This window comes from Pseudomonas sp. DNDY-54, from assembly GCF_019880365.1.
In the GTDB taxonomy this organism is placed as follows: Bacteria; Pseudomonadota; Gammaproteobacteria; order Pseudomonadales; family Pseudomonadaceae; genus Stutzerimonas; species Stutzerimonas stutzeri_P.
Map to the genome: position 1 here is coordinate 973,054 of NZ_CP082271.1, position 21,898 is coordinate 994,951.

General features: G+C 61.0%; 23 protein-coding genes and 1 riboswitch. Of the genes, 11 read left to right on the forward strand and 12 right to left on the reverse strand.

Annotated elements, in window-relative coordinates; genetic code table 11:
* Window positions 1-180: 180 nt before the first annotated feature.
* Together K4O48_RS04615 and sfsA are read left to right on the forward strand one after the other, a co-directional pair.
* On the forward strand, window positions 181-1,353 hold the full coding sequence (locus tag K4O48_RS04615; protein ID WP_222910900.1) for a pyridoxal phosphate-dependent aminotransferase: 1,173 nt from the start codon (window positions 181-183) through the stop codon (window positions 1,351-1,353).
* Entirely contained in the window at window positions 1,353-2,066 is a 714-nt protein-coding gene (gene sfsA, locus K4O48_RS04620; RefSeq protein WP_222910901.1) for a DNA/RNA nuclease SfsA, read from the forward strand. The genes K4O48_RS04615 and sfsA overlap by 1 nt, the downstream gene beginning before the upstream one ends.
* A gap of 61 nt (window positions 2,067-2,127) precedes the next feature.
* On the opposite strand, the gene K4O48_RS04625 is transcribed toward sfsA, so the two are convergent.
* The 5 genes from K4O48_RS04625 to K4O48_RS04645 form a co-directional block, all read right to left on the reverse strand.
* Entirely contained in the window at window positions 2,128-3,441 is a 1,314-nt protein-coding gene (locus tag K4O48_RS04625) for a sorbosone dehydrogenase family protein (protein ID WP_222910902.1), read from the reverse strand.
* A gap of 37 nt (window positions 3,442-3,478) precedes the next feature.
* Window positions 3,479-4,006, reverse strand: a complete 528-nt coding sequence (locus K4O48_RS04630; protein WP_222910903.1) for an MgtC/SapB family protein — start codon at window positions 4,004-4,006, stop codon at window positions 3,479-3,481.
* A gap of 64 nt (window positions 4,007-4,070) precedes the next feature.
* Complete coding sequence (locus tag K4O48_RS04635) at window positions 4,071-5,093, reverse strand: DUF5924 family protein (protein WP_222910904.1); 1,023 nt, start codon at window positions 5,091-5,093, stop codon at window positions 4,071-4,073.
* A gap of 34 nt (window positions 5,094-5,127) precedes the next feature.
* On the reverse strand, window positions 5,128-5,634 hold the full coding sequence (locus K4O48_RS04640; RefSeq protein WP_222910905.1) for a thioesterase family protein: 507 nt from the start codon (window positions 5,632-5,634) through the stop codon (window positions 5,128-5,130).
* 166 nt (window positions 5,635-5,800) lie between these two features.
* Entirely contained in the window at window positions 5,801-6,292 is a 492-nt protein-coding gene (locus K4O48_RS04645; RefSeq protein WP_222910906.1) for a DUF2726 domain-containing protein, read from the reverse strand.
* Between the two features lie 1,141 nt (window positions 6,293-7,433).
* On the opposite strand from K4O48_RS04645, the gene K4O48_RS04650 reads away from it, so the two are divergent.
* Window positions 7,434-8,345, forward strand: a complete 912-nt coding sequence (locus K4O48_RS04650) for an SDR family oxidoreductase (protein WP_222910907.1) — start codon at window positions 7,434-7,436, stop codon at window positions 8,343-8,345.
* 51 nt (window positions 8,346-8,396) lie between these two features.
* Here the strand turns inward: K4O48_RS04650 and dauA are convergent, their stop codons facing one another.
* Window positions 8,397-10,127 (reverse strand): C4-dicarboxylic acid transporter DauA, encoded by a 1,731-nt coding sequence (gene dauA / locus K4O48_RS04655; protein ID WP_222910908.1) that lies wholly within the window; start codon window positions 10,125-10,127, stop codon window positions 8,397-8,399.
* Between the two features lie 195 nt (window positions 10,128-10,322).
* On the opposite strand from dauA, the gene K4O48_RS04660 reads away from it, so the two are divergent.
* Together K4O48_RS04660 and mqo are read left to right on the forward strand one after the other, a co-directional pair.
* Complete coding sequence (locus K4O48_RS04660) at window positions 10,323-10,610, forward strand: PA4642 family protein (RefSeq protein WP_222910909.1); 288 nt, start codon at window positions 10,323-10,325, stop codon at window positions 10,608-10,610.
* 329 nt (window positions 10,611-10,939) lie between these two features.
* Entirely contained in the window at window positions 10,940-12,430 is a 1,491-nt protein-coding gene (gene mqo, locus K4O48_RS04665) for a malate dehydrogenase (quinone) (protein ID WP_260523696.1), read from the forward strand.
* Window positions 12,431-12,526: 96 nt separating this feature from the next.
* On the opposite strand, the gene K4O48_RS04670 is transcribed toward mqo, so the two are convergent.
* On the reverse strand, window positions 12,527-12,730 hold the full coding sequence (locus tag K4O48_RS04670; RefSeq protein ID WP_222910911.1) for a hypothetical protein: 204 nt from the start codon (window positions 12,728-12,730) through the stop codon (window positions 12,527-12,529).
* A 158-nt stretch (window positions 12,731-12,888) separates the two neighbouring features.
* Here K4O48_RS04670 and K4O48_RS04675 point away from each other — a divergent pair, with 158 nt between their 5' ends.
* Complete coding sequence (locus K4O48_RS04675) at window positions 12,889-13,473, forward strand: YajG family lipoprotein (protein WP_222910912.1); 585 nt, start codon at window positions 12,889-12,891, stop codon at window positions 13,471-13,473.
* A gap of 341 nt (window positions 13,474-13,814) precedes the next feature.
* On the opposite strand, the gene K4O48_RS04680 is transcribed toward K4O48_RS04675, so the two are convergent.
* A complete protein-coding gene (locus K4O48_RS04680) occupies window positions 13,815-15,191 on the reverse strand; it encodes a DUF1329 domain-containing protein (RefSeq protein ID WP_222910913.1) in 1,377 nt (458 codons plus the stop codon).
* Window positions 15,192-15,620: 429 nt separating this feature from the next.
* Between K4O48_RS04680 and K4O48_RS04685 the strand changes: the two genes are divergently transcribed.
* The gene (locus K4O48_RS04685; protein WP_312846496.1) at window positions 15,621-15,902 is read left to right on the forward strand and encodes a hypothetical protein; all 282 of its coding nucleotides are present in this window, start codon (window positions 15,621-15,623) and stop codon (window positions 15,900-15,902) included.
* 23 nt (window positions 15,903-15,925) lie between these two features.
* Here K4O48_RS04685 and K4O48_RS04690 read toward each other — a convergent pair whose 3' ends face one another.
* Window positions 15,926-17,089, reverse strand: a complete 1,164-nt coding sequence (locus K4O48_RS04690) for a 1-acyl-sn-glycerol-3-phosphate acyltransferase (RefSeq protein ID WP_222910914.1) — start codon at window positions 17,087-17,089, stop codon at window positions 15,926-15,928.
* A gap of 255 nt (window positions 17,090-17,344) precedes the next feature.
* Here K4O48_RS04690 and K4O48_RS04695 point away from each other — a divergent pair, with 255 nt between their 5' ends.
* From K4O48_RS04695 to K4O48_RS04710, 4 genes are all read left to right on the forward strand, one after another.
* A complete protein-coding gene (locus K4O48_RS04695) occupies window positions 17,345-17,527 on the forward strand; it encodes a CPXCG motif-containing cysteine-rich protein (RefSeq protein WP_222910915.1) in 183 nt (60 codons plus the stop codon).
* A complete protein-coding gene (locus K4O48_RS04700) occupies window positions 17,528-17,788 on the forward strand; it encodes a DUF2007 domain-containing protein (RefSeq protein WP_222910916.1) in 261 nt (86 codons plus the stop codon).
* A 74-nt stretch (window positions 17,789-17,862) separates the two neighbouring features.
* Window positions 17,863-18,483, forward strand: a complete 621-nt coding sequence (locus tag K4O48_RS04705; RefSeq protein WP_222910917.1) for an SOS response-associated peptidase — start codon at window positions 17,863-17,865, stop codon at window positions 18,481-18,483.
* Window positions 18,484-18,678: 195 nt separating this feature from the next.
* Complete coding sequence (locus tag K4O48_RS04710) at window positions 18,679-19,488, forward strand: M48 family metallopeptidase (RefSeq protein WP_222910918.1); 810 nt, start codon at window positions 18,679-18,681, stop codon at window positions 19,486-19,488.
* A 22-nt stretch (window positions 19,489-19,510) separates the two neighbouring features.
* Here K4O48_RS04710 and K4O48_RS04715 read toward each other — a convergent pair whose 3' ends face one another.
* From K4O48_RS04715 to K4O48_RS04725, 3 genes are all read right to left on the reverse strand, one after another.
* Complete coding sequence (locus K4O48_RS04715) at window positions 19,511-19,954, reverse strand: ester cyclase (protein ID WP_222910919.1); 444 nt, start codon at window positions 19,952-19,954, stop codon at window positions 19,511-19,513.
* 84 nt (window positions 19,955-20,038) lie between these two features.
* Window positions 20,039-20,626, reverse strand: coding sequence for a TMEM165/GDT1 family protein (locus K4O48_RS04720; protein WP_222910920.1), 588 nt, complete (start codon window positions 20,624-20,626; stop codon window positions 20,039-20,041).
* 101 nt (window positions 20,627-20,727) lie between these two features.
* Window positions 20,728-20,842, reverse strand: a riboswitch (yybP-ykoY riboswitch).
* A 48-nt stretch (window positions 20,843-20,890) separates the two neighbouring features.
* On the reverse strand, window positions 20,891-21,889 hold the full coding sequence (locus K4O48_RS04725) for a class I SAM-dependent methyltransferase (RefSeq protein WP_222910921.1): 999 nt from the start codon (window positions 21,887-21,889) through the stop codon (window positions 20,891-20,893).
* Window positions 21,890-21,898 lie beyond the last annotated feature (9 nt).

A 21,898-nucleotide genomic window follows, 5' to 3' on the forward strand; every position in this document is an offset into this window, starting at 1 on the left:
TCGCTATGTCCATTGCGCAGGATAGTGTAATCCCTCTGCCGGCCCGTGCCGGCCCTGCGGCTGCAAGCGGGCGAACTTACCAGATCGTATCGGGGTGCGCTACTCCCGAATATCACGGTGGCTGTGGTGTGAGAGGGACCTTCGGTAGAATTCACGTTTTGTACTCATCGGGACGGTCAAATGACCTCGTCATATAGCGCGCGTAGTCGTGCAATCGAACCCTTTCATGTCATGGCATTGCTGGCGCGTGCCAACGAACTTCAGGCATCGGGACGTGATGTGATTCACCTTGAAATCGGTGAGCCGGACTTCACTACTGCCGCGCCAATCGTCGCGGCCGGCCAGGCTGCCCTTGCAGCGGGTCACACCCGCTACACCGCAGCCCGCGGCCTGCCGCAACTCCGTGAAGCGATTGCCGGTTTCTACGCCACGCGATACCAACTGTCTATTGACCCCGAACGGGTGCTGATTACTCCCGGCGGATCCGGTGCGCTTCTTCTTACGAGCAGCTTGCTGGTCGACCCCGGCAAGCACTGGCTCCTGGCGGACCCTGGTTACCCGTGCAATCGGCACTTTCTGCGCCTGATCGAAGGCGCCGCGCAGCTGGTCCCGGTGGGCGCCGACGTTCGCTACCAATTGACGCCCGATCTGGTGGAGCGGTATTGGGACAAGGACAGCGTCGGTGCGCTGGTCGCTTCGCCGGCCAATCCCACGGGGACGTTGCTGTCACGGGATGAACTGGCGGCCCTGTCCGCGGCATTGAAAGGGCGCGGCGGCCATCTGGTGGTGGATGAGATTTACCATGGCCTCACCTACGGCACCGATGCGGCCAGCGTGCTGGAAGTGGACGATGCCGCCTTCGTACTGAACAGCTTCTCGAAGTATTTCGGCATGACGGGTTGGCGTCTCGGCTGGCTAGTCGCACCGCCGGAGGCTGTGAGCGAGCTGGAGAAGCTCGCGCAGAATCTCTACATCAGTGCACCGACCATGGCCCAGCATGCCGCGCTGGCCTGTTTCGAGCCGGCCACGCTGGAAATCTTGGAAGCGCGCCGGGCCGAGTTCGCGCGCCGTCGGGACTTCCTGTTGCCTGCCTTGCGCGAATTGGGGTTTGGAATTGCCGTGGAGCCTGAAGGTGCTTTCTATCTGTACGCCGATATCAGTGCGTTCGGGGGCGACGCCTATTCCTTTTGCCAGCACATGCTGGAAACCCAGTTCGTGGCGATTACCCCGGGGCTCGATTTCGGACGCCATCAGGCTGGGCACCATGTCCGGTTCGCCTATACCCAGGATCTGCCGAAGTTGCAGCAGGCCGTTGAGCGTATTGCTCATGGTCTGCGGAGCTGGAAAGGCTGATGCGGTTTACCACGCCGCTCGAGCAGGGCCGGCTCGTCCGGCGTTACAAGCGCTTTCTCGCCGACGTGGTCACAGATGCTGGCGAGCACCTGTGTATCCATTGTCCGAATACCGGCTCGATGCTCAACTGCATGGGGGAGGGCGCGCGGGTCTGGTTTCAGCGCAATAACGATCCCAAACGCAAGCTGCCCGGTACCTGGGAGATAGTGGAAACACCGCAGGGGCGCCTGGCGTGCGTCAATACGGCCCGCGCCAACCGATTGGTCGAGGAGGCATTGCTCGCCGGGGTGATCACGGAGCTGGCCGGTTTCACCGCGCTGAAGCGTGAGGTGGCGTATGGCGTTGAAAATAGCCGGGTGGATTTCCGTCTGGACTACCCCACTGGGCCGGCGTTCGTTGAAGTGAAAAGCGTGACGTTGGGCTTTGGTCATACCGCCGTTGCCGCCTTTCCGGATGCGGTAACCACCCGCGGCGCGCGTCACCTGCGCGAACTGGCGGCGCTGGCGCGGGACGGCGTGCGCGCGGTGCAGCTGTACTGTGTGAACCTGACCGGCGTCGAGGCGGTACGCCCAGCAAGTGAGATCGACCCGCAGTATGCCGCTGCGTTGCACGACGCACAGGCCTCGGGCGTCGAGGTGCTGGCGTATGGCGTTGTGCTGTCGCCGGACGAAATCCGGCTCGCGCACCCATTGCCTGTGGTGATGCGGGAGTGAGCGGTGGCGGGTCGTTTCGGCGGGTTAGCCGCGATGCGATCAGCTCAAGCTCACACGTCCATCAACGGCCGATGGGCGTCACTCGCCAGATGGTGTTCCCCACATCGTCGGCCACCAGAATTGCGCCGGTGCGGTCGATGGCAACGCCCACGGGGCGGCCCATGGCTTCTTCATCACTGCTGACGAAGCCGGTGAGTATGTCCTCGGCCTCGCCGCTCGGCTGGCCGGCCCGGAAGGGGACGAACACGACCTTGTAGCCGCTGCGGGGTTTGCGGTTCCAGGAGCCGTGCTGGCCAATGAATGCGCCGTTGCGATAGCGTTCGGGTAGCCGCGATCCCTCATAAAACGCCAGGCCAAGCGAAGCGGTATGGGCGCCCAGCGCGTAATCCGGTACCAACGCCTTCGCCACCAGATCCGGTCGCGGTGGCTCCACCCGCTCGTCGACATGTTGACCAAAATAGCTGTAAGGCCAGCCATAGAAGCCGCCATCCTGCACCGAGGTCATGTAGTCCGGCACCAGATCGCTGCCGATCAGGTCGCGTTCGTTTACCGTCGTCCAGAGTTCGCCGCTGTCTGGCTGCCACGCCAGCCCGTTGGGGTTGCGCAGCCCTGAGGCGAATAAGCGCAGCGTCTCCTGTTCGGGATCGATCTCCAATATTGCGGCTCGATTCACCTCCGCTTCCATGCCGTTCTCGGCGACGTTGCTGTTCGAGCCGCTGGTGACATACAGGCGCGTCCCGTCCTTGTTGGCGATTACGTTCTTGGTCCAGTGGTGATTGATCGGGCCGGCCGGCAGGTCGACGACCTTTTCACCTACGGCTTCGATGCGAGTGGTGCCCTCTTTATAGGGAAAGCGCAGCAGCGTATCGGTATTGGCGACATAGAACTGATCGCCAACCAGCGCCATGCCGAAGGGTGAATTCAGCCCTTCGAGGAAAACCGTCCGCTGTTCCGGTGTCCCGTCGCCGTCCTTGTCGCGTAGAAGGGTGATGCGGTTGGCGCTTTTGCCGCCCGAGCCGGCGCGAGCCATGACCTTTTTCATGATCCAGCCGCGAATACCGCCACTCTCAGGCTTGGGTGGCGCATCGCTTTCGGCCACCAGCACGTCGCCATTGGGCAGCACGTACAACCAGCGCGGGTGATCGAGGGCAGTCGCGAAGGCTTCGACACGAAAGCCCGGCGCTGCGTGTGGCTTCGCGCCCTCCGTCCAGCCGGTAGCCTTGGCGATATTGACGGTGGGTAGCAGTGTTTGGTGCGGCTCCGGAAGAGCTGGGTCGGGTCCGTAGCCTGATTGAACCGGCAGACTGGCGGTGTCGCCGCAGCCGGTCAGTGTGACCAGCACAGCGCCTAGTAGACAAACATAGCGGGGTGACATGGGCGACTCCTGTTGTGGCGGGCGGCGTTGCGCTGGATCAGGGGTTCTGGTCGCCGTCACGGCCCTGCTTTCGGTCTCGCCGCGCACTCACAGCGGCATGCTGTTCCAGTTTCGGCATCAGCAAGAACACCACCAGTGCGAAGCCTGTCGTGAGTACCGCGGTGGATTCATGGCCCAGGCCGGTCGCGACGCCAATGGCGGCGGTCAGCCAGATGCCCGCGGCGGTGGTCAGGCCTTTGACATCCTGTTGCGAGCTGCCTTTGAGGATAGTGCCGGCTCCAAGAAAACCGATCCCGGTGATGATGCCCTGCATCACTCGCGACAGATCCTCAAGCGGCATGCCGGCTTCCAGCGGCACCAGGACGAACAGTGCAGCGCCGAGGGCTACCAGCATGTGGGTACGCAGCCCAGCGGCTTTGCCTTTGTACTCCCGTTCATAGCCGAGCACGCCGCCAAGCGCGATGGCCAATAGCAGTCGGATCGACACGCGAATGCCGTGCTCCAGATCAGGGATGTCGGAAAACTCTGATGCAACGGTGTGGCCCAGCACCTCCCACCATTCCATGATTGCCCCCGCTAGCTCCGCGATTACGTGTGTCTGAGGTTCGATCCAAGTCGCGAGCGCCGGTTCACTGGGTGACTTCGAAGCGCAGCATGCCGATCATCTGACCGGCTTCGGTCATCACCCGCACACGCCAGCGACCTTCAGCCTTCTGCGGAAAATTACGCTTGTGCGTCCACGCGCGATAACCCGCTTCGCGCCCACCGCTTATCTCCAGCGGGATACGCTCAACGCGTCGGCCGTTGTGCTCCCACACGTGATAGATGCGTTCTTTCAACCCCCGCGGCGCGTTAATTGCCGTGAATGCATAAAGACCGTTTCCATGCAGTTCAGAACTGGTTAACTGCCGCAGGCGATTGCCGGGTTTTCGCGACGCATCGTCGATGCTCATCGTCACCGCGACATCATTGAGCCACAGCGTTGCAGGCGGGACCCAGGTGCGGCCCATCCAGCCAAGAAGGCCGACGACGAGCGCCAATAACGGAACAGCAACCAGGCTTTTCCAATTCCACTCAGGAAACAGACCTCGGAGGCTGGGTAACGCCAGCAGCACAGCGATAACCAGCGAGCAGAGGTAACTCTGCGGTGTCGACAGGTGGAAAATGATCGGCAGCGCCGTGAGCAGGACGGCAAACAAGGTCAGCGCATGAAACGCCAGGTAGACCCAGCGGCGCGGGGCCAGCCATTTGTAGTACAGCGGATCGACCAGGGAAATCAGCGCTGCGGCGCCCAATATGACAGTGAACACGGCCTGGCCACTGTTCCAGGTGGTGGTGATAAAGAAGAACGGGATGATAAAGAACAGACTTTCCTGGTGAACCATCTGGGTGATGTAGCGCAGCAGGGGAGGCGGCACTTTCCAGCCGAATCTTCGCTCCAGGCCGAGCCTCAGGCTGTTTTCCAGCATCAGCCAGAGCCAGCTGACCAGCATGATCGCCGCGATGACCTTTGCCAGCCCAGCATGTCGCTCGACCAGCACAAAACTGGCGAGGCCCGAGCAGAACCCGAATAGCGCCACGGTGCCCGGATAGCGGCGGATCAGCCGCGAGGCCAGATCGAAGAGCGCCGAAAGGCGGGTTTTCAACAGCATGTCGATCTCATGTTCGGGGCTTTCCGGTTGTCGGTCATGGCCAGGTGTGGGCAAGCGTGTCGTCCCATGCCTGCAAAAACGCTGGCTTATGGGGCGCCCCCGCGTTGCCGAAGAGCTCAGCGGGGTCGATCGTGCGGTGCCCTTGTTTGAATTTCATTTTTACCAAGACGCAGGCGCAGCGGGTCGTTCCGCTGAGAAAGACATGTTCGAGATACGAGACGCGTGCATCGTGATAAACCACCCGCGATTCGATCCTCATCCAGCTGAAGAGCGTGACCGGTGCCGAAAACCGGATCAACACTGAAGTGTTGACGAAGGCATACCTGAGTCGTACCAGCCGGCCGAACACACCGGTTCGAGCGAGAAAATCGATTTGTGCTGCTTCGGTCAGGCGCAGGTAGCGGTCGCTCTTGAGCTTGGCAATGCCAACATCCAGTGGGGTCACCAGGAATCCGGCGGTTAGCGTCTGGTCAGGCGACTTGCGCTCGCGACTCAACAGCGCCAAAAGCAGCGTCAATGCATTGCGCAGCAAACCACCCACTGGCGACTCCTTCTGTCTGGTGGCTTCCACACTGCTCATCGGTGTTGGCCGGAGCGAGGGGGTATGCCGCTGTGGCGATGTCGGTCCCAAGGCAGCTCGGCGGTATTCAGTCGCCGCCGGCGAGCGTCGATGTTGATCTGTTCCGGCTTGATGCTCGCTCGCGTGCTCACCGAGCGGGTACGGCTGATGTCGCCTGGTCGATCGCGGTACGAACTTCGCCATAGGCACGGGCCGTTTCTGGCGTCAGCCGCACCAGCGGCAACTCGATGGTTTGGCAAAGCTCATCGAGGAACGCATTGGTGTCGGAGGCTTGTTCCATCTCGACGGCGCAGCGGGGCTCGAGCGTTTGGCGATCGCATAGCAGAAAGTCAAAACGCGCCGCTGATATGCGATTGACGGCCTGATACCACGGGGCACGGCGGGGTATCGCGGTGACTTCAACCACGTCGGCCACGCGCACCTTGCACAGGATCAGATAGTCCTCGCCGACTGCCTGCTGGAGCATCGACAGCAGTTCGCCTTCGCTTGGCTCAAAGAAAGGACGCTTCAGCTGGTAGGGCATGCGCAAGGCGGGGTGGTTGTATTGCCGCTGCTTGATGAAAAAAACCAAAACGAAGCAAATGAACGCTACAAGAACCAGCCCCAGAAATGCGCTCATTCTGCACCTGCCCACAGGGTGCGACGGATGTCGGATAGAAACAGGTCAAGCATAAAGCGCTCCGGGCGATCGGTAGGTAATTGTTTGGAACCGGCTGAAGCATCGGAGTTCGTCCAGTTATCCCGTATATCTGTGCAGCGTTCTGTGGATAACCGTTGGGCTGACTGCTGCAGACCGCGCGGCACTAGTGATTAGACCGGCTGGTTACGCTTTGATCAGTGGTGCAGGCGATAGGTTAAATCACGGGTAGGCGTCTCGGTTCAGGTCATTGCATTCGATTTTGGAGCGAAGAAGTATGGGGTAAGCGGCGAAGGGGCGACTTATCCAGGATTGCTGTGGAAGGCTCTGTGGATAACGTTTGGCTAAGATGCCTTGACCGGCATGGTTGTTGGTCTGCGCGGGTACGTTCGTTTTTTGAGCAGCGGTCAAGGAAGCCGCTGAATGCTGTCGATCGCGGTGATATGGGCCGCTCCTTCGCCGCTCGCCAGTCATCCGGCAGCGGCGAGCGCGTAATTGGCGAACATCGTTTGGAACAGAACGAAGCTGGACATGAATTACCTCCGGTGTGGATTGCTGAATGGAAGGTATCGCTCAGGCAGGAGAGGTCGCTCTTAGTTTCTGGGTATAGCCACGATAGGCATATCGGTTGATTATCCCCAACGGCTGTGCAGTGTTCTGTGGATAAGCTGAGGGAAGTCAGCGCCAGGCCCCGCTGCGCATCGGCTCGCGCTTGCTGATCAAATCTTGATCAGATCGACCGCGTATCGAGTAACTCATTGAATAGAGGCTTATTTCAGAGACAGGTGCGCACTCAAAGCTTGGGCGCGCACGTGTCGAAGTTATCCCTTAAAGCTGTGGGGCGTTCTGTGGATAAGATGGGGAGATGAGTGCAACACGCCCGGTTCGCCTGGGCTGCAGTAAGTCGTATAAAAAATAGCCATCCGAGCGCTGGCGATGCATGGCGGCATGTGCAGGAGCCTGCATGCGACAGCCACTCGGCCGAGCATCGAGCGCATCATCCCTCGGCGTTATGCCGGGGCATTCATTTGCGGCTCTTTGATTGTGACCCGGGCATGGCCTCCCCGACACTCCAACGATCGTTGCAACGTCATCCAATAATAATGTTCTGGAGGAATGCTGAATGAGTGAAGCCATCCGCTTCGAAGACAAGGTCGTAATCGTGACCGGCGCAGGTGGTGGCCTTGGCCGCGCCCACGCGCTGCTGTTCGCCCGCCATGGCGCCAAGGTGGTGGTCAACGATCTTGGCGGCAGCGCTCAGGGAGAGGGCGCCAATAGTTCGGCCGCTGATCGCGTCGTGGACGAAATCCGCCAGGCCGGCGGTACTGCGGTAGCAAACCATGATTCGGTTACTGACGGTGACCGCATCGTGCAGCACGCCCTCGACACCTTCGGTCGCATCGACGTGGTGGTGAACAACGCGGGAATCTTGCGCGACAAGACGTTTCACAAGATGGACGATGCCGACTGGGATCTTGTCTACCGCGTTCACGTCGAAGGGGCTTACAAAGTCACGCGGGCCGCCTGGCCGCATATGCGCGAGCAAGGTTATGGCCGCGTAATCTTCACGGCCTCAACCTCCGGTATCTACGGCAACTTCGGCCAGTCCAACTACGGCATGGCGAAGCTGGGGCTGTATGGGCTGACCCGCACCCTGGCGCTCGAAGGCCGTAAAAACAACATTCTAGTCAACGCCATTGCACCAACTGGCGGTACCCGCATGACTGAAGGGCTGATCCCGCCGCAAGTCTTCGAGCAGCTCAAGCCCGAGCTGGTCAGTCCGCTTGTGGTGTACCTGGCGAGCGAGCAATGCCAGGAAACCTCTGGCCTGTTTGAGGTGGGCGGCGGCTGGATGGGCAAGGTGCGTTGGGAGCGCAGTCTGGGGGTCGGCTTCGATCCGAAGGCGGGCTTCGATGCCGAGGATGTCGCCGCGAGCTGGCAGCAAATCTGCGATTTCGAGAACGCCGCGCATCCCGCGGACAACATGGAAGCGCTAAAGGAAATGATGGCTAACCTGCAGAAGCATACTGGCTAGCCAATGCATGAGGGCGTGAGGGCCGCGCCCTCACCTCTGATTAGCGCAGCTTCAGCGTGTCACCTCGGTTGGAGCGTCTGGTAACAGGCGCAAGGCTTTCTCCCGCGCTTGCGAAAGAGTGCGCACGTGGTAAAGCTGCCCCTCAAGCTGGTGAATGCCGGCGCGGCGCAGCTTGAGCCTTAACCGCGCATTGCTGCCGGATAAGATCAGGGCGATGCCCTGCTTCCGGTAGTCCAGCAGGACGTTCTCAAGCGCGGCCAAGGCGGTCATGTCGAGCATCGGCACGCCGCTGATGTCGACGATGACGATTTTCACATCTGGATTGAACCGTCGCAGCACACTTAACGCTTTCTCGGCCGCGCCAAAAAAAAGCGGGCCGCGAATCGCGTAGGCGGCGACATGATCGGGCAGATCCTGCAGCAATTGACTCTGGCCGTGGCGCAGGCTGGTGGTGTCGGTCAGCTCGCTCATGCGCTTGATGAACAGCCCAGCAGCCAGCAACAGGCCGACGCCGACCGCCAGCACCATATCGAACAATACCGTCAGAATCAGACAGGTAAGCAGGACCAACACGTCGCTGCGTGGGGCGATGCGCAGCGTCTTGAGGACGTGAGGGGCTTCACTCATGTTCCAGGCCACCATGAGCAGCAATGCCGCCAGAGCGGCCATCGGCAGATAGCTGAACAGGGGTGCCAGCCACAGGATTGCGACCAGCACCACGGCGGCATGGATAATGGCTGCCAGCGGCGAGGAGGCCCCGGCTCGCACGTTGGTTGCGCTACGGGCGATGGCTGCGGTGGCGGTAATGCCGCCGAACAGCGGGGCCACCAGGTTGCCGATCCCTTGACCCAGTAGCTCGGCATTTGGATCGTGATTGCTGCCGGTCATACCGTCGGCGACCACGGCGCAGAGCAGCGATTCAATGGCACCGAGCATGGCAATGGCGAACGCCGGCGCTAACAGCTCATGAAGCAGGTCGAAGCTCAATGTCAGCGGTTGTCCGTCTGGGCCGGGCAATAGCCAAGGCCAGTCGAAGTCGGGCAGAAACGGTGGGATGCCCGGATGCGACACCCCATCGACCATGTAGCTGAAGCGCTCCCCTAGCGTCGCCACGGCGAGTCCGGAGGACTCCAGCGCCATGCCTGCCAGCGCGCCGACGACGAGCGCCACCAGATGGCCAGGCACCTTTGGCACCAGCCGTGGCCAGATGATCAGCACGGCCAAGCAGAGCGCTGCGACAAGGGCGTCACCCGCTTGTGCGCTGGGCAGTGCCCGGGTTAACAGGCCCAGCTGCTCAACATAGTGTTGGGGTTGCTCGGCGATCGTCAGCCCCAGTACATCCTTGAGCTGTAAGGTTGCGATGACAATGCCGATGCCGGCGGTGAATCCCAGTGTGACGGGATAGGGAACGAATGCAATCAACTTTCCGGCACGCAGCAGCCCCAGCGCAATCAGAATCAGCCCCGCCAGCATCGTGCAAAGAAGCAACCCGCCGATGCCGAACTGCTGAGTAATCGGCAGCAAAATCACCACGAACGCAGCGGTTGGGCCGGACACGTTGAACCGTGAGCCACCGGTCAGGGCGATCAGCGGGGCGGCAACGAGCACGGTGTACAGCCCATGTTGCGGCGCAACACCCACGGCGATGGCCAATGCCATGGCCAGCGGAATCGCGATGATCCCAACCGTCAGGCCCGCGACGATGTCGCCGCGCAGTTCGCGGCCACCGTAGCCCGATCGCAGAGTTTGGCGCCAGGCGGCGAACAGCGGCGGAACGTTCATGGCAGACACTCCTTGTGCGCAAAGCGCCAGTATAAGCACGCAGCTCGATGACGAGGCCTGCCCGAACGCAGCATCGGTGACGAATCGAGGATTTTCGCGTACGACCTTGGTCGCAACGGCGCATGTCGCGTTGAGTGCGCCCGCCTCGCGGAGTAAACTGCCGCCCCCGTAAGGCCCCGTCGGACCGGAGAAACCATGCGCAAAGACAAGAAGAAGGTGATCGGCGAAGAGATCAGCGACGAATCGATCAAGCTGTTTCTCGAGCCGGAACCGGCTGACGAGACCCCGCCATCGTTGCACAAGCTGATCAAGGCCTATCGTGGCTTGCGTGTCGATGACTTCGAGCGTTTTCTCGGGTTTTTTGTCGAAGCCGGATACGACCTGAATGCCAAAGACGCCAAAGGGCGGGATTTCGTCGCCCTGATCGCCGACCAGCGCCAAGCCGAACCTTATGTAGAGTTGATAAAGGCGGCTCGCGGCTGAGGCCAAACGCACTGGCTGAAGCGTGCCGCGGCGACGCGACATCGTATGACCCGGCTGAGTAAACGGCAGTCACACACTGGATTTTCTTGCTGCACGCATCCCGTTGAGCCTAGGCCCGTGGCCCTGCTCCGGGAGGCATCGGAGCGAGAGGGAGGAGGCCAAAAGCCTTTCTCCCGACAGCGGGTAGACGCCACAGGTGTCTACCTTCGGGCACAAGCCCGAGCAGCGGTTTGGAGACCCCTCCGTCTCCAGCCGCCTGGCTGGTGGTTCTACACGATCGCGTACTGCGGTCGTGACAGTTTAATGCTGTGATTCTGGAGAACGCGTTGATGACGCAACACGATAGCGAAGCCGTGGATTTGGTGTTGGTGGGAGCCGGCATCATGAGTGCGACTCTGGCCGTACTGCTTAAAGAGCTCGATCCCAACATCAGGCTGGAAATTGTAGAACTGCAGGAGTCTGGAGCTGTTGAGAGCTCGAACCCCTGGAACAATGCCGGCACTGGCCACGCTGGTCTGTGTGAGCTGAACTACACGCCGGACAGCAAAGACGGTTCGATCGACATCAAGAAAGCGGTCACGATCAACACGCAGTTTGAGGTCTCGAAGCAATTCTGGGCCTATCTGACCGGCCGTGAAGGCTTTGGCAGCCCGCGTGACTTCCTCAATGTCGTACCGCACCTGAGCTTCGTTCGTGGTACCAAGAACATTGATTACCTCAAGCGCCGTTTCAACGCGCTGAAGACGCACCACGCCTTCGAGAACATGGTCTACACCGAAGACCGCGCGACGATGGAAGAGTGGATGCCCCTGATGATGCCGGGCCGGCCTGTTGACGAGCCCATCGCGGCTACCCGTGCGCTGAATGGCACTGACGTCAACTTCGGCGAGCTGACCCGGCAGATGCTGGACTATCTCGCAGCCAAGCCTGGCGTGAAGATGTCCTATTACCAGAAGGTCACAGGCCTCGCGCGCCATGGCAAAGGCTGGCGCGTCGAGATCAAGAATACGCGTGACGGCAGCAATCGCGAGCTCGATGCCGGCTTCGTCTTCCTTGGCGCAGGTGGGGCGGCGTTGCCGCTACTGCAGATGTCCGATATCGAGGAAGGCAAGGGCTACGGCGGCTTCCCGGTCAGCGGTCAATGGCTGCGTTGCGACAATCCGGAGATCGTCAAACAACACCAGGCCAAGGTCTACAGTCTGGCCGCCGTTGGCGCACCGCCGATGTCCGTTCCGCATCTGGACACCCGTGTCGTGGACGGCAAGAAATCCCTCCTGTTCGGCCCCTACGCCGGCTTCACGACGAAATTTCTCAAGCACGGCTCGCCGCTCGATCTGCCCATGTCGATCCGCCCGGGCAACCTGAAACCAATGCTTGCCGTAGCCCGCGACAACATGGACTTGACGCGCTACCTGATCAAGGAAGTCCGGCAATCTATGGAGGATCGCCTGGAAACCTTGCGTGGTTTCTACCCAGAAGCCAAGGCTGAGGATTGGCGTCTGGAAGTGGCCGGGCAGCGCGTGCAGATCATCAAGAAAGACCCCAAAAAGGGCGGCATTCTGCAATTCGGCACCGAGCTGGTCTCGGCCAAGGATGGTTCCATCGCCGCGCTGTTGGGTGCCTCTCCGGGCGCCTCTGTCACAGTGCCCATCATGCTCGATCTGATCGAACGCTGCTTCCCTGAGCAGGCCAAGAGCGAAGGGTGGAGCCAAAAGCTCGACGAAATCTTCCCGGCCCGCGAAAAGGTGCTTGAAGCCGACCCGGTCGCGTATCGAGAGGTGGCTATGATGGTCGACAAGCGCCTGGGTCTCGCCGACTAAGCGTACCACTGGCCTACTGGGCCTACTGGGCCATCAAGAGCCGCGCTGCTTTCACAAGCTGCGCGGCTTTTTATTGGGTGGCTGAGCCATGGCTTATTAGGTGGCTGAGCCATGGCGTTGAAGCGCCTGCTGCGGTAGTACCTGCCCGATCCAGCTCAAGCGAATCTCGTTGATTTCAACCCAGCGTTCGCCGCGCGGCGACTGTGGAGCGGTCATCAGCATAAGGCAACGACGGTGCTCATCAAGCAACGCGTAGTGGCGTCTTGGAGGGCGCCGAAAGAACACGGTCAGCAGGCGCATGGACAGCTTCCGAATGTTTCGGGACGTTATCGCACGCTGGCGTTACCGTTCGATGACGGGCCCGCGTTCTGTCCGAGGCTGTTTTCCCTGGCCGCTGTCAGGTGAATGCAGCGCTGGTTATACTGCGGGCCATCATCCCTAACCTGGAGTAAGACAGCATGCTGAAACGCCTGTTGTTCAGTCTTGCCGCCGCATCGGCTCTGGCTCTGGCTGGTTGCGCCCATAGCCCGCAACAGCTCGACCCCAATCCAAAGATCACCGGTACCATCAACCCCGTCGGACAAGGGCAGCCCGTATCGGTGCGAGTGGTGGATGGACGGCCATCGCCCACGCTAGGAACCCGTGGCGGCTTGTATCCGGAAACCAGCGCTGTGATCGTGCCGAAGGATAAGGTAGTGCCCAAACTTCAGGCGCAGGCTGAAGCTGCAGTGCGATTGCTCGGCTTCACGCCGTCACCCAACGCATATAACGCGCCTCAGCTGACCCTGACGCTGGCTGAGCTGAAATACCAATCCCCCAAGGAAGGCCTCTATGTCACCGAGGCGACTATCGGCGCGACATTCCGCGTAGAAGTACAAAACGGCGGCCGCCGTTATACCGGTCGCTACGGCGCTTCGCTGAATCAGCGCTTCGGGATGGCGCCGAACGAGCAGACCAACACCAAGCTCGTGACTGAAGTGTTAAGCGATGCGCTAAGCCGTGCCTTCCGCGACCAGAACATCGGACAGGTATTGGCCCAGTAAGTCGATGCAACGAGCGAGCTTCGTTGCAATACAAACCCGCCGCGCTGGCGGGTTTTTTGTTTCAGTAGGCGGCCGGTTGCGGCCCGGCCATCCCCGGAGTGTTGAACAGATCGGCACCGCTGAGCGCGGAACTCACCGGTAGGGCTGTGCTGATGATGGAAGGCAATTTCTGAGGCGCTAACGGGGTGATAGCTGTGTGCGCCGTTGCCGTAATATAACCATGATATGCACGCCTTCAGGCTTTTCGTGCTGATGGCGCCCGTGAGTAATCCCGGCAGGCGCAGCAGAAAAGAAAACGCCCCGACGAGGCGGGGCGTTTTCATGGGTCGCAGCGTTAGGGATCAACGCACGCCGGAGTTGCGCAGGGCGGCCGGGGTGTACTGATTGGAGGTGGCTTCGTAGTTATAGGTGTAGGGGTTCTTTTCCTCGTTCTTCATGCCCATCACCAGGTAACGGCCGGAGACCAGGTCGTACAGCGTTTCCATTGAGTACAGCGGTACCTGAACATTGAAAAAGTATTGAGAGTGCGCTTCGGCGACACGCCACAGCGTGTTGCGGCCGTCGTAGTGGTCAATGACAGCAGCCTGCCAAGTGTCCTCATCGATGAAGAAATGGCGCTTGGCATAGATATGCCGCTCACCACTCTTCAGGGTCGCCTCGACTTCCCACACACGATGCAGCTCGTAGCGGGTCAGGTCCTGGTTGATGTGCCCGGCCTTGATGATGTCGTCATATTTGAGTGTCGGTGAGTCCAGACGATAGGAGTTATACGGGATGTACATCTCCTTCTTGCCGACCAGTTTCCAGTCGTAGCGATCCGGTGCACCGTTGAACATGTCCAGGTTGTCGGCGGTGCGAAGGCCATCGGCCGCGGTACCCGGGCCGTCATAGGCCACCTGGGGTGCACGACGAACGCGGCGCTGTCCGGCGTTGTAAATCCACGCCATGCGCGGCTCTTTCACCTGGTCCAGGGTCTCGTGAACGAGCAAGACGTTACCGGCGAGTCGAGATGGCTCAGTGACTTGCTGCTTGAAGTAGAACAGCACGTTGCCGTGTTTCTCCGGGTTGTAGTCGCGCAGCGTGTCGGTGTAGACCACTTCGTCGACGAACTTGACCAGGCTGTAACTACCGTTCACCTGCGGCGTGGCTTGGGCCACGACACGACGAGCGGAGCCACCGCGGTAGCGGGTGATGTGGTTCCAGGCTACTTCGAGGCCGTCCTGTGGGATCGGGAAGGCAATCGCCGTATCAAAGTTCGCCAGGCCGTTGCCGCCACGAACCAGCTCGGTCTGTGTTGCGTTCTTCTTCGCGGCGTCGAGGATGCGCTGCGGAACGGTCGCGCTGCGGCGGGTTTCGAAGACTGGTAAGCGATAGGTGTCGGGGTAGCGCTTGAGCATGGCGATCTGGCCAGGGCTCAGGTTGTCTTTGTATTGCTCGAAGTTCTGAGCAGTGATCGTGAACTTCGGTTTGTCATTCGGGAAAGGGTCGCCGACGAAGCCATCGCTGCTGACGGTCGCAGCATCTATCGCCAGGCCGCCGGTCCATGCCGGAATAGTGCCGGCGGCATTGCCTGCCATCTCAGCGCCAATGGGTGTCAGGCTGTCGCCCAGTTTGGACGCTTCCGACTCGGATACCGCTGCCATAGCCCCACCTGCCAGCATGGCGCTTGCTAGCAAAGAGAGTGTGAGGGCCCCCGTCTTCAATTTGTTCTTATTCATGGTTCGGTCCTGTGATCTTGGATAACTGGTTCCCTGCGAGCGATGCCGTAAGCGCGGCGTTCGCAGGTGGCAACTTCCACGAAAGCGATAGCGGGCCGTCGCAGCCCGGTAACCGGCGTCATCGACGCAACGATTACAAATTGCCATTTGCTCGACTCCGCGGCAGTCCCGCCCGGTTGCTCAAGACGGGCGCACGCTCTATTTCGGTTCTTCGAGGCAAGGTGAGGGTGTAGTCAGGCGCGACTATAAGTCAACAATCGAGACGGCACCTATCTGCATAAATGGCGCAAATACCCGGCAAATTGCCATCCCTCAGTCAGCTTCCGTTTGGTCGGGAAGTGGCAGAACCCATCGTCCCGCTTCGGTAGACTTCGGCGCCGTGATCGAGGCCTGAACAGGCCTGCTTTTTTACGTCTTGTGGAGGTTTGGTTGTTGTTTCAGTTCGAACTTACGCGGCTGGCAGCTTTGACGCCCCTGCTCAATTCAATGGCGCTGCTCATCGCGTTTGGAGGGGCCTGGTTGCTGCTGGCGACGCGCTGGCGCCGGCAGCTCGCGCGTCAGTCGGTGGGCTTGGCTCGCGGCGGCCACGCGGTATTCGGTGAGCATGCTGGTGCGGCCGCTACTCAGCGCATCGACCGATTCTTCTATGGTTTTGGCTTTAGCAGCCTCGGCCTGGCCTGGCTGCTGTCTTCACTTACCCGACTGGTTTGATTTCCGCCGGAGACTTGTTGCGATTAGAGACTTAAGCCCGCCCTCAGCCGGTGCTGATTGCGTACCGGCGTAGCGTACTGCTGGATGAGATAGGGCTGCTGCACGCTCGGGCAAGCTGCCAAGCGCTTGCTCCACTCCGCTTCAGCGCGTGCGATTTCGTCACGGTCGAAGAGCTCGACGAGTTCGGGGATTGTGAGTGCCGGGTCGCGCCCGTCCCAGATCCGGTACGCCAGATAATTGACCGGAAACAGACGGTAGTCGCCGAGAATCTGCTGATCGACAGCCGTTGCGAGCAGTTTAGGGTCGTCTGGGACGTCTGTGATCGGCGTGCCGAAACTGACGTGTACGCGACCTTTATAGCCAGTGATCCCTAACGCAATGCTGGTGTCATCCTCACCCGGCGCCTTGACGTAAGTGCCGGTGGTAGCGCGAATGTATAGCTCGCGGGCTTTGGCCTGATCGCAAGGGTCGTATTCATAACTGATCGAGACCGGCGTCGGCCGTAGCGCTGACAGGGTTTCAGCGAAGGGGTCGTCTTTGCGGCTCATGTGGAGCATTTTGAGGATGGCCGAGTCGGTGCGGTCGTCGCCGTCTTTGGCTCGCCCCTCGGCCTGGGCAATCCATATCGACTCGCCGTCATTGCGAATCGAGTGATTGATGTAGGCGGACAGGACCTGATAGGCCGCGAGCTTTTCGCGGCGACCGGTTACCGAGCGCCGCACGATAAAGCTCTTGTTCAACCGCATCAGGTCGCTGACGAAGGGCCGCTGCAGCAGGTTGTCGCCGATTGCGATCCGCGGCGTACGCATCTTCGCTTGATACAACGCGTAATTGACGAAGGCCGGGTCCATCACGATGTCGCGATGGTTGGCCAAAAACAGATAGGCGCAGCCGTGTTCGAGCTTTTCCAGACCGGAGTAGGTGATGCCGTCGGTAGCGCGCTCGATCGTGCGGTCCAGGTACATCTCGATTCGCGCTTGCAGCGTGTCGACCGAATGAATGCTGGCGAACTCTCGCCGCAGGCGTTGCGCTATCAGGGGTTTAAGCATCCAGCCCATTGGGCCCGCGAGCCGAGGAAAGCGGAAATGCGCCAGAATGTCGAGGAACTCTCGGTCGGCGAACAGTCTCGCCATCACGGCAGGGACTTCAGCGTCGGCGTAGGGTCGGATGGCTTCGAATTCGTCCATCATGCTCTCTGTAAGGGATACGACTGAATAACCCCCAATGTCAGGGGTCAATATTGGGTCTGTAGGCGTCCACGCGGTCGTACCGTTGATGCTGCCAAGACATGACCAGACGTGAGTCGTCTGGCCTGATTGGTCGCAACCTTTGGCGTGTCGCACCCTGCGGTAACCAAAAAGGGGCCCGCCCGGCGATTCAACGCGCCGCATGGCTCTCGTACTGGACGGCGATTATAGCGGCAAGTCACTCGGGAGACGCTGATGCTCGAATCACAGGATTATCAATGCCCCTATTGCGGCGAAGGGGTCGAGGCGCTGCTTGATCTCAGTGGCGGTGACCAGCGCTACATCGAAGACTGTCCGGTGTGTTGTAGGCCGATCGTTTTCGATCTGCGGACCGATGGCTCAGACTGGCAACTCGATGTGCTGCGGGAGGACGAATAAATGCAGCGGATATACGAGCCTCGGGATCTGCTTGAGGCCGAGATGCTCCGCGGGATGCTGGTCGCCGAGGGCATCGAAACGTATTTGACTGGTCGGCATTTGATCGGTGCGGTGGGCGAGCTTCCTGCCGCAGGACTGCTCGGGTTGATGGTCGCCGATGAACAGGCCGAGCGCGCACGACAGCTGATCGCTGAGTACAATGGCGCCGAGCCGCTGCCCGGCGACGAGCCGGAAAGCTACCCAGGCGAGCTCATCTGCTAGCCGGGCATCTGCCTGCCGGCCCTCGTTGCTGCCGATAGGCCGCCGTTTTCGATCCGCTTCCGATGAGTCCTGCCATGTGTGGCCGCTACGCCCTGTTTCGCTGGAGTTCGACCTTTGCTTCGTTGCCCGGCTTTCCTGCTGATCAACAGCCGCATTGGAGCCTGGCGCCCGGTGCTTCGGTGCTGCTGCTACGGCAGCTAGAGGACAAGCTGCAGCTGAGCAGTGTCCGTTGGGGGCTGACCCCGGCCTGGCTAACCGACCTGACTCGGACCCCGGCACAAGCGAGGGCGGAGACGGTGGCTGAGCAGCCGATGTTCCGCGATGCCTTCCGCTTGCGCCGGGGTGTGTTGCCCGCCAACGGTTTCTACGAATGGCGCGGCACCGCGCGCAAACGGCCCTATTGGATGACGGCGGAGGATTCGCTGGTCTATTTCGCGGCGATCTGGGAAGCCTATCCGGTGCCGGGCCACACGTACCTCAGCGCGGCGGTGGTCACCTTACCGGCCGCTAACCAGCGACGCCCATTGATGCTGGGCCAGGCTGCGATGACTGCCTGGCTCGATCCTGCCACCTCGCCCACAGAGTTGCAGGCACTGTTGGCCACGCCGCAGCCGACCCTACGCGAGCGAGCCTTGGCGACGTTCGTCAACGACCCCAAGCTGGATGCGCCGGAGTGCCTGACGCCCGTGAATTAGCGAAAGCGGCGCGCTATAGACCGCGCCGATTCCCGTCCTCACCGGTCTATATGTCCTGAGCGCCTCCTGCGCCTCTCCTACGCCCCGGCGATGGCGCTTGGCGTGACCGGGTTGTGGCTGGCGGCACGCCGCGGCGTGTTGCTCGGAGAACGGGCTCGCTCTAGCATACGGCGCAGAATCCATGGGAGACGCGACATGTTAAAGCCGCATTCATTAGCCGTATTTTTGGCAGCCTCCGCGCTGGCCGGTTGCCAGGCGGTCAATACCACCAGTAGCGGCGCGGTCGGGGTCGACCGCAAGCAGTACATGTTCAGCATGTTGTCGACCGAGCAAGTCAATCAGATGTACGCCCAGTCCTACCAGCAAACGCTGAGCGAGGCGTCGCAGAAGGGGATGCTCGAGAAAAGCAGCGCGATCACCAAGCGCGTCAACACCATCGCCCAGCGCCTGATTGCCGAAGTGCCCGCGTTTCGCCCGGATGCGGCGCAATGGAACTGGGAGGTTAATGTCATCGATAGCCCGGAGCTGAACGCCAATTGCGGCCCAGGCGGCAAGATCATTTTTTACACCGGTCTGATCGAGAAGCTGAACCTGACCGATGACGAGATCGCTGCGGTCATGGGGCATGAGATAGCGCACGCGCTGCGAGAGCACGGCCGGGAGGCGATGTCCAAAGCCTATGGGGTGCAGATGGCGACGCAGATCGGTTCCGCGTTTGGCGTTGGCGACGGCAGCTTGGGCCTGGCCAATATGGGCGTCCAATACCTGATGACGCTGCCCAACAGTCGCAGTAATGAGAACGAGGCTGACTTGATTGGGCTGGAGCTGGCTGCACGTGCTGGTTACAACCCCAACGCGGCGGTCAGTCTTTGGAAGAAGATGGGCGCTGCTGGCGGTTCGGCACCGCCGGAATTCCTTAGCACGCACCCCTCGTCGAGCAGCCGCACTCAGGCATTACAGGAAAACATTCCGAAGGTGATGCCGTTGTACAAGCAGGGCCGCTAGGGTCTGCTAGCCGCCACACGGCTCAGTGGGGCGGCAGTTGGACCGGAACGGGCGTCTCCATGCCCAGCTGCTTACGGGCACTTTCAAGATCAAAAAGCGTATTGATTTCCTCGATGTCACCGCCCGGGTTGAGTGTCCAGATGGACATCGCGGCGACGGTCAGGATCTTGCCACTCGGAGCATGCCCGAAGACTGTTTTTTCCAATGTGCCGAACAGGGTACTCGAGGTAACCACGCGGTTGCCTTCACTGAGGCATTCGTCGACCACCACCTCGAGATCCGGCATGGCCTGCCGGATTTCCCGCACAATCAGGCCGAAGCCGGCGCTATTGACTGGCTGCGCAATGAATGAGCTTTTATAGGTGAAGTAACGGCTCTGCAGCTGTTCGGCCAGCGCCAGTCGACCCTTGCTCCAGCTCAGGTCGATATGCTGTTGAACACGCCGTTTACGTTCATCCGGTGACATACCGCCTGCTCCCCTCAAATGCCGCCAGAACGCGGTGAAGCCGCACTCTACCAGCACCCGAGGCGCAGCAATATGCGCTGCGTATCAGACTGGGACCGTACCGTTCAGACTCAACGCCTGATAGACGGCATATAGCGCCAGCGCGGCGAAGCCTGCCGCAGCAATGCGACGGATAAGCGTAAGTGGCATGCGATCGGCCGCGAAATTTCCGGCCAGCACCACCGGCACGTTGGCGATCAGCATACCCAGCGTAGTGCCCACGATCACCAGAATGAAGTCGGGATATTGGGCAGCGAGCATGACGGTCGCGACTTGGGTCTTGTCGCCCATTTCGGCCAGGAAGAAGGCGATCAGCGTCGCCACGAACGGACCGAAACGGCGTCCGCGCGAGGCTTCATCTTCTTCCAGCTTGTCCGGCACCAGGGTCCACAACGCCACGGCGATAAAGGATGCCGCAAGCACCCAGCTGAGAACCGCGGGTGAAACCTGCGATGAGACCCAGTTGCCCACGGCGCCGGCGGCAGCGTGGTTGGCCAGCGTGGCAATGACGATGCCCCAGATAATCGGTAGCGGACGGCGGTAACGGGCGGCCAGCAGCAACGCGAGAAGCTGAGTCTTGTCGCCAATCTCGGCGAGCGCAACGATCAGGGTGGGGATGTAGAACGATTCCAACGGACTTCCTTGCGGGAGCGGGTCGACTAATCACCATGACACGCACCGCCTGCCCGCCCCAGGTCAGGTGTACGTGTCATGGGTCTTGTCAAACCGGACGCAAGCCGCCGAGGCAGGCTGCGCGGGTCGCATGCACCATGGTCTGTGGACCAAGTATGTTGACGCATGCCGGGCGAGCAGGGCGCTCACCGGAGACTACTCCCCCAGGACGGAGGCGAGTGTGCCCAAGCGTGGCGCGTTCTGCAAGCCGGCCCCCGGAACCGGTCAGCCGCGCTGGGCTCGGTAGATGCGAAAGCCGTCGGCACTGACGACTGTTTCGCAGTGGCCCAGGTGGGCCTGTATCAACGGTGGATACTTGAGGAATGCATTGGCCACCAGGCGTAGCTCGCCGCCGGCGCGTAGATGGCTGGCGGCACGTTGCAACAGCGTTTCGCTCGCTTCGTAGTGGGTGTGCACGCCCTGATGAAACGGGGGGTTGCTGATGATTGCCGCGCAGTCGTTCGGTGCGGCGTCAATGCCGTCGCCCGCAATGACCTGCGCTTCCAACTGGTTGGCTGCGAGGGTCATGCGGCTGCTTTCGACGGCGAACGCATCGACGTCCAGCAGCACCACCTCGCTTTCTGGATAGCGCCTCTTCAGTGATGCGCCAATGATCCCGGCGCCACAACCGAAATCCAACAGCCGGCCAGCCGGCAAGCGATCGAGCTGGTCCAGCAGTAAGGCCGTGCCGCGATCGAGCCGACCGTGGCTGAATACGCCGGGCAAGCTGACGACTCGCAGCGGCCCGTCCGCCAGCTCGAGTTCGAAGTGCTGCGCGAGTGCTTGCAATTCTGTGGGCGGTGGGCTGTTCGTTACGGTGACCCGCCACAACTGGCAGTGGCGGGCGCTGTCGAGTTTGCGCGCCTCGCCGAACGGCGCCAGTTGCCGCGCCGCTCGCTCGATGCCGGCACGTTTTTCCCCGACCAGATACAGCGGGCGGCCCGGAAGTCTGGCTGCCAACGCGTTAAGCAAGTAATCGGTCAATTCACGAGATTTGGGTAAGAACAACACAGCTGCATCGAAAGCTGCCGCAGGAGGCGCGACGCCGAACGTGCAGCGCCCGTCGAAGCGAGCCTGCAGCGTTTGATGTGCCCCGGCGTGCCAGCTCCAGCCAATGGCCGCAGGCAGTTGGCCCAGCAGGTCGTCGGCCGGCAAGCCGGCCAGCAACAGGTCACCGCGGAACAGGTCAGCCTGGCGTAGCAGTACTTCGCTTCGGGGATCCATCATGCCTCC

What these genes read in the sequence shown, in the direction of transcription:
- K4O48_RS04615 (WP_222910900.1), top strand. Translation starts at nt 181, where the DNA reads ATGACCTCGTCATATAGCGCGCGTAGTCGTGCAATCGAACCCTTTCAT.
- sfsA (WP_222910901.1), top strand. Translation starts at nt 1,353, where the DNA reads ATGCGGTTTACCACGCCGCTCGAGCAGGGCCGGCTCGTCCGGCGTTAC.
- K4O48_RS04625 (WP_222910902.1), bottom strand. Translation starts at nt 3,441, where the DNA reads ATGTCACCCCGCTATGTTTGTCTACTAGGCGCTGTGCTGGTCACACTG.
- K4O48_RS04630 (WP_222910903.1), bottom strand. Translation starts at nt 4,006, where the DNA reads ATGGAATGGTGGGAGGTGCTGGGCCACACCGTTGCATCAGAGTTTTCC.
- K4O48_RS04635 (WP_222910904.1), bottom strand. Translation starts at nt 5,093, where the DNA reads ATGCTGTTGAAAACCCGCCTTTCGGCGCTCTTCGATCTGGCCTCGCGG.
- K4O48_RS04645 (WP_222910906.1), bottom strand. Translation starts at nt 6,292, where the DNA reads ATGAGCGCATTTCTGGGGCTGGTTCTTGTAGCGTTCATTTGCTTCGTT.
- K4O48_RS04650 (WP_222910907.1), top strand. Translation starts at nt 7,434, where the DNA reads ATGAGTGAAGCCATCCGCTTCGAAGACAAGGTCGTAATCGTGACCGGC.
- dauA (WP_222910908.1), bottom strand. Translation starts at nt 10,127, where the DNA reads ATGAACGTTCCGCCGCTGTTCGCCGCCTGGCGCCAAACTCTGCGATCG.
- K4O48_RS04660 (WP_222910909.1), top strand. Translation starts at nt 10,323, where the DNA reads ATGCGCAAAGACAAGAAGAAGGTGATCGGCGAAGAGATCAGCGACGAA.
- mqo (WP_260523696.1), top strand. Translation starts at nt 10,940, where the DNA reads ATGACGCAACACGATAGCGAAGCCGTGGATTTGGTGTTGGTGGGAGCC.
- K4O48_RS04670 (WP_222910911.1), bottom strand. Translation starts at nt 12,730, where the DNA reads ATGCGCCTGCTGACCGTGTTCTTTCGGCGCCCTCCAAGACGCCACTAC.
- K4O48_RS04675 (WP_222910912.1), top strand. Translation starts at nt 12,889, where the DNA reads ATGCTGAAACGCCTGTTGTTCAGTCTTGCCGCCGCATCGGCTCTGGCT.
- K4O48_RS04680 (WP_222910913.1), bottom strand. Translation starts at nt 15,191, where the DNA reads ATGAATAAGAACAAATTGAAGACGGGGGCCCTCACACTCTCTTTGCTA.
- K4O48_RS04690 (WP_222910914.1), bottom strand. Translation starts at nt 17,089, where the DNA reads ATGGACGAATTCGAAGCCATCCGACCCTACGCCGACGCTGAAGTCCCT.
- K4O48_RS04695 (WP_222910915.1), top strand. Translation starts at nt 17,345, where the DNA reads ATGCTCGAATCACAGGATTATCAATGCCCCTATTGCGGCGAAGGGGTC.
- K4O48_RS04700 (WP_222910916.1), top strand. Translation starts at nt 17,528, where the DNA reads ATGCAGCGGATATACGAGCCTCGGGATCTGCTTGAGGCCGAGATGCTC.
- K4O48_RS04705 (WP_222910917.1), top strand. Translation starts at nt 17,863, where the DNA reads ATGTGTGGCCGCTACGCCCTGTTTCGCTGGAGTTCGACCTTTGCTTCG.
- K4O48_RS04710 (WP_222910918.1), top strand. Translation starts at nt 18,679, where the DNA reads ATGTTAAAGCCGCATTCATTAGCCGTATTTTTGGCAGCCTCCGCGCTG.
- K4O48_RS04715 (WP_222910919.1), bottom strand. Translation starts at nt 19,954, where the DNA reads ATGTCACCGGATGAACGTAAACGGCGTGTTCAACAGCATATCGACCTG.
- K4O48_RS04725 (WP_222910921.1), bottom strand. Translation starts at nt 21,889, where the DNA reads ATGGATCCCCGAAGCGAAGTACTGCTACGCCAGGCTGACCTGTTCCGC.